Source organism: Nocardiopsis lucentensis DSM 44048 (genome assembly GCF_000341125.1).
GTDB lineage: Bacteria > Actinomycetota > Actinomycetes > Streptosporangiales > Streptosporangiaceae > Nocardiopsis > Nocardiopsis lucentensis.
The window spans coordinates 1-4261 of sequence record NZ_ANBC01000765.1; the positions used below are offsets into that span (position 1 = coordinate 1).

Consider the following 4261-nt stretch of genomic DNA (forward strand, 5'->3'; position numbering starts at 1 on the left):
TGGGCGCCGACCAGGTCCCGCACGTGCGCGAGGACCTCCTCTGCGGGTCGGGGGGTCGAGTCGGCGTCCGCCGCGCAGGCGCAGGGCCAGGTGTTCGTCGGCCGCCTCGCGGGCTCCGACCACCGCTTGGTAGGGGATCAGCCGGGCCTGGCGGATCCGGGTGCCCAGGCTGCCGCGTTCGGGGTCCAGGACCTGGGCGCGCAGTCCGTGGTCGGCGCACCTTCGGGCGACGGCGCGGGCGTGGTCGTGCTGGTCGGAGGAGACCGGCAGGACGGCCACCTGGGTGGGGGCGAGCCAGGCGGGGAAGGCGCCTCCGTGTTGTTCGAGCAGGTGCGCCACGGCCCGCTCCAGGCTGCCGACGATGCTGCGGTGCACCATGACCGGGCGGTGCCGGGCGCCGTCCGCGCCGACGTAGCGCAGGTCGAAGCGCTCGGGCTGGTGGAAGTCGACCTGGACGGTGGACAGGGTGGACTCGCGGCCCGCGCCGTCTTTGACCTGTACGTCGATTTTCGGTCCGTAGAAGGCGGCCTCGCCCTCGTCCGCGTCGTAGGGCAGGCCGAGGCCGTCCAGGGTCCGGGCGCGTCGTTGAGTTGGATGGCCCGCACACGGGTCAGCTCGCCCAGGACCCCGGACAGCTCGGAGCGGTACATGGCGCCGAGTTCGGCGATTCGCAGGGGCAGGTCGCGGTGGCTGCGTGGGTGGGACCGGAAGATGAGCGCTTGACATCCTCCCCCTCGTGAACGAGGGGGATTCCAACAACACCGACTCAGAAGAGCGGGAGTTGCTGGGGTTCACGGACGCTCACGGGATCTCTCCTGGTCGCCCCTCCGGCACGGGTCTTCGACCCGGGGCTTGCACCCTGCCCTGCCGCGACGTTGTAGGAAGCATTCAGGTCGGCGTTGCAGGTGAATCCGCAGTTGGTGCACGACCACTCGGCTTGGCTCTTGCGCGAGTTCTTGTCGATCCACTTGCAGTCGCTGCATTGCAGACTGGTGTAGGGGGCCGGGATGTCTTCAACCCGGCCAGGGGCTTTGTGTCCGGTCCGGGTGCGAAGGAGTCCCCATCCTTGAGCGAGGATGGCCCGGTTCAGGCCAGATTTTTGGGCGACGTTGCGCCCGGGCTCGATGGCGGTGCCCCGCGCGGAGGCCGTCATGTTCTTGATGTTGAGGCGTTCGAACCGTATGGTGTCGAAGCCGCGGGCCAGACGGGTGGAGGTTTTCTCCGCCCAGTCCTTGCGCCGGTTCGCCTCCTTACGCCGGTACCGGTTGACCTTCGCCAGTTCGGCTTTGCGCTGTGGGCTGCCCTTCGCGGCGCGTGCGGCACGGCGTTCGTGCTTGCGGCGCTTGGCTCGTTCCTTCTTCGACAGTTGCGGGCAGTTGAGCATCTTGCCCGAAGAGAGGGCGGCGGTGATGGTCACGCCCCGGTCGATGCCGACCACGGACCCGTCGCCGGGCGCCTCGATCGGGTCGGGTACCACGGCGAAGCTGATGTGCCACTGGCCGTGCCGGTAGGTCACCCGGTACGACTTGGCGTCCGGCAGACCCTGGTGGGTGTTGCGGAACTTCACCCACCCGCACCCTGGGATCTTGACCTGGGCCCACTTCTTGTTGAGCTTGTGCACCAGCACTTTGCGGTGCATGACCTGCTTGCCCTTGGCGTTCAAGAGAGGTTCGCCGTCAGCCGTGAACGCCAGAACCCGGCCGGTCCCGATGATCCGGAACCCTTCGTTGCGGTACTTCTTGCGCGGCGTCGGATACCGGTGCGAGCCGTTGAAGAAGTTCGTCAGGGCCTGGTCAAAGTCCCGCAGCGCCTGCTGCTGGACGTCCACATTCCCGGACGCCACCCAATTGATGTAGTCGGCTTCCTCCGAGCTCATGCCGGTGGTATCGGTCTGGCGTACCTGCGACAGCATCCGGCACATCCCCGCGAACCGGGGCGGCCGTTCGGTACGGGCCCCGCCCTTGCGGTAGGAGGAGTTGACCTCCAACGCCAGGTTCCAGGCATGCCGGGCCTGCGCGCAATGCCCGAACAGCTGGGCTTCCTGTGCGCGGGTGGGGTGCAATCGGAACCTGGGCATGCCGTCAGTTTACCATCACTTTGCCAGTAGAGTGATGGCATGCAGAAGATCACGGTGAGACTCCCCGACGAGTTGAACGAACAACTCAAAGCAGCGGCGGCGGCCGACGACCGGTCTGTGAACTCCTACCTGGTCGCCCTGATCCGCCGGACCGTCGGCGCTGGCGAGACGACGAACCGCCCCTGAGGGAGGTTCGTCGTCCTCTGTGCCGCTACGCGGCGGACCGCATTCACCCCCGGCCTGAAGGCCGGGGCACCCTGCGGATTATCAGGTGGCGTACGGTCGCTCCGTCGGGCAGCCAGTAGGGCAGTCCGGACCCGATCAGCGGGTCGGTGCCGAACAGACGCAGTTCGCGGCCGAGCTTGCGGTGGTCGTGCACGGTGGTCTCCTCGCGTTCGGCGGGCGAGTGACCGGACGACCAAGCCCCGGGGCACTCGCCCCGGGGCTTGGTGTGAGAACAGGTGTCAGCGCGCCGGGACTGGGTCCGGCGTCGTCGTGACGGTGGCGCGCTGCTGCATGGTGGACACGGTAGCAAAGACCGTTCAGCGCGTGGGCGGCGCCGTGCTGGCGCGTTCGACGACCTGGCCCTGGACGATCACCACGCGCGGTTCTTCGCTGGGTTCGCCGTCCAGTGCCAGCATCGCGGCCCGGCGGCCGATGTCCTCCAGGGGGAGGCGCACCGTGGTCAAGGCCGGGGTGAGGTCGCGCAGGGTGGGGATGTCGTCGAAGCCGGCCACCGACAGGTCCTCGGGGACGCGTAGCCCCAGGTCGCGCAGGGCCGCCATCGCGCCGGTGGCCATGACGTCGTTGACCGCGAACAGGCAGGTGGCGTCGGTTCCCATGGTCATGAGGCGGCGGGTGGACTCGTAGCCGCCGTCGCGGGTGAAGGCGCCGTGGACCACGTTGTGGTGGGCCAGTTCCAGCCCGGCGGCCGACAGTGTCGAGTGGAACCCGTCCAGGCGTTCGCGGGCGGTGCGCAGGTCGGTGGGTCCGGCCAGGATCGCGAACTCGCGGTGGCCCTGGGCGATGAGGTGGCGGGCCAGGTCGGCCGCCCCGGTGTGGTTGTCGGGGCAGATGGTGTCGGCGGGCAGTCCCTGTTGGGACACGCACGCCACCCGGCCGCCCTGTTTGCGGAACGCGCTGATCTCCTCGGCCAGGCGCCGGTTGCTCCCCTCGTCGGTGGAACGGGATCCGACCAGGACCACCGCGCGTGCCCGGTGGGCTCGCAGGGTGGCCAGGATCTGGTTCTCCTTGTGGGGGGAGCGGCTGGTGGTGCCCAGGACCAGGACCAGTTCCTGTTCTTCGGTGTGTTGGGTGACGCCCGAGGCGATCGAGGAGAAGTAGGGGTCGGCGATGTCGTGGACGATGAGACCGACCAGTGAGCTGCTGTTGCGGGCCAGGGTCTGTGCTGAGGCGTTGGCCAGGTAGCCCAGTTCGCGTGCGCTGGTGGTCACTTTGTCGCGCAGGCGCTGGCTCACCTGTCGGGTGCTGCCGTTGATCACCCTGGAGGCCGTGGCCAAGGAGACCCCGGCGTGCTGGGCGACCTGTTCCAGTGTCACGTAACCGGACTCCACGCCGTTTCGCCTCCTGCTGCGCGCCACCTTGGAAAACTCTTTCCCTTGTAGCGTAGCGGAGTCGTGTCCGCTGCTTACGGACGGTCGGTCGCCGCGTGGGCGGGCATCTGGTGGCGCCAGGTGCGGGTGGGGTTCCAGCCCAAGGCGGTGCGGGCCTTGTCCGCGGAGAAGGCCGACCGGCCGTCGGCCAGGGCGGGGGCGGCGTCGGTGGTCGCGGGGTGGTGGCGCGGGAGCAGGGTGTGGATCGGTTCTGTGGCCAGTGGGTCGGGCGCCACGGCGTTGAACACCTGGCCGCCGGTGACCTTGTCGGGGTTTTCCACCACGAGCGCGAACAGCTCGGCGGCGTCGCGGGCGTCCACGTAGTTGAACAGCGACGTGGCGGCCAGGGCGGGGTCGGCCAGGCGCTCGGCCATGGTGTGTCCCTGCTGTGTGGCCGCGCCGGCCCACTCCTCGGGGGCGACCACGTACCCGGGCCGTACGCACGAGAGGACGCAGTCGTCGGCGGTGCGGGCCAGTGTGCGCACGGTCTGCTCGATGATGGCCTTGCTCAGCCCGTAGGCGTGCCAGGGCTCGACCGGGTGGTCCTCGTCCAGCGGCAGGGAGCGGGGGC

At 69.2% G+C, this 4261-nt stretch carries 6 protein-coding genes; 1 reads left to right on the forward strand and 5 read right to left on the reverse strand.

The window, feature by feature from the left end; translation table 11 throughout:
- Together D471_RS38775 and D471_RS0126490 are read right to left on the reverse strand one after the other, a co-directional pair.
- A partial coding sequence (locus tag D471_RS38775; RefSeq protein WP_241479726.1) for an aminoacyl--tRNA ligase-related protein occupies positions 1-726 on the reverse strand: 726 nt, incomplete at its 3' end.
- 40 nt (positions 727-766) lie between these two features.
- A complete protein-coding gene (locus D471_RS0126490) occupies positions 767-2077 on the reverse strand; it encodes an RNA-guided endonuclease InsQ/TnpB family protein (protein WP_026128098.1) in 1311 nt (436 codons plus the stop codon).
- Between the two features lie 39 nt (positions 2078-2116).
- On the opposite strand from D471_RS0126490, the gene D471_RS38780 reads away from it, so the two are divergent.
- On the forward strand, positions 2117-2263 hold the full coding sequence (locus D471_RS38780; RefSeq protein ID WP_017601411.1) for an Arc family DNA-binding protein: 147 nt from the start codon (positions 2117-2119) through the stop codon (positions 2261-2263).
- A gap of 43 nt (positions 2264-2306) precedes the next feature.
- Here D471_RS38780 and D471_RS41000 read toward each other — a convergent pair whose 3' ends face one another.
- The 3 genes from D471_RS41000 to D471_RS36380 all read right to left on the reverse strand — a co-directional run.
- Positions 2307-2456: a hypothetical protein gene (locus D471_RS41000; RefSeq protein WP_017601412.1), complete on the reverse strand. Its 150-nt coding sequence runs from the start codon at positions 2454-2456 to the stop codon at positions 2307-2309.
- 163 nt (positions 2457-2619) lie between these two features.
- The gene (locus D471_RS0126505) at positions 2620-3651 is read right to left on the reverse strand and encodes a LacI family DNA-binding transcriptional regulator (protein WP_017601413.1); all 1032 of its coding nucleotides are present in this window, start codon (positions 3649-3651) and stop codon (positions 2620-2622) included.
- A 74-nt stretch (positions 3652-3725) separates the two neighbouring features.
- Positions 3726-4261 (reverse strand): NAD-dependent epimerase/dehydratase family protein (locus tag D471_RS36380; protein WP_017601414.1); only part of this gene is annotated, 536 nt, incomplete at its 5' end.

Coding starts and splice junctions, on each gene's coding strand:
- D471_RS0126490 (WP_026128098.1), bottom strand. CDS start 2,077: ATGCCCAGGTTCCGATTGCACCCCACCCGCGCACAGGAAGCCCAGCTG.
- D471_RS38780 (WP_017601411.1), top strand. CDS start 2,117: ATGCAGAAGATCACGGTGAGACTCCCCGACGAGTTGAACGAACAACTC.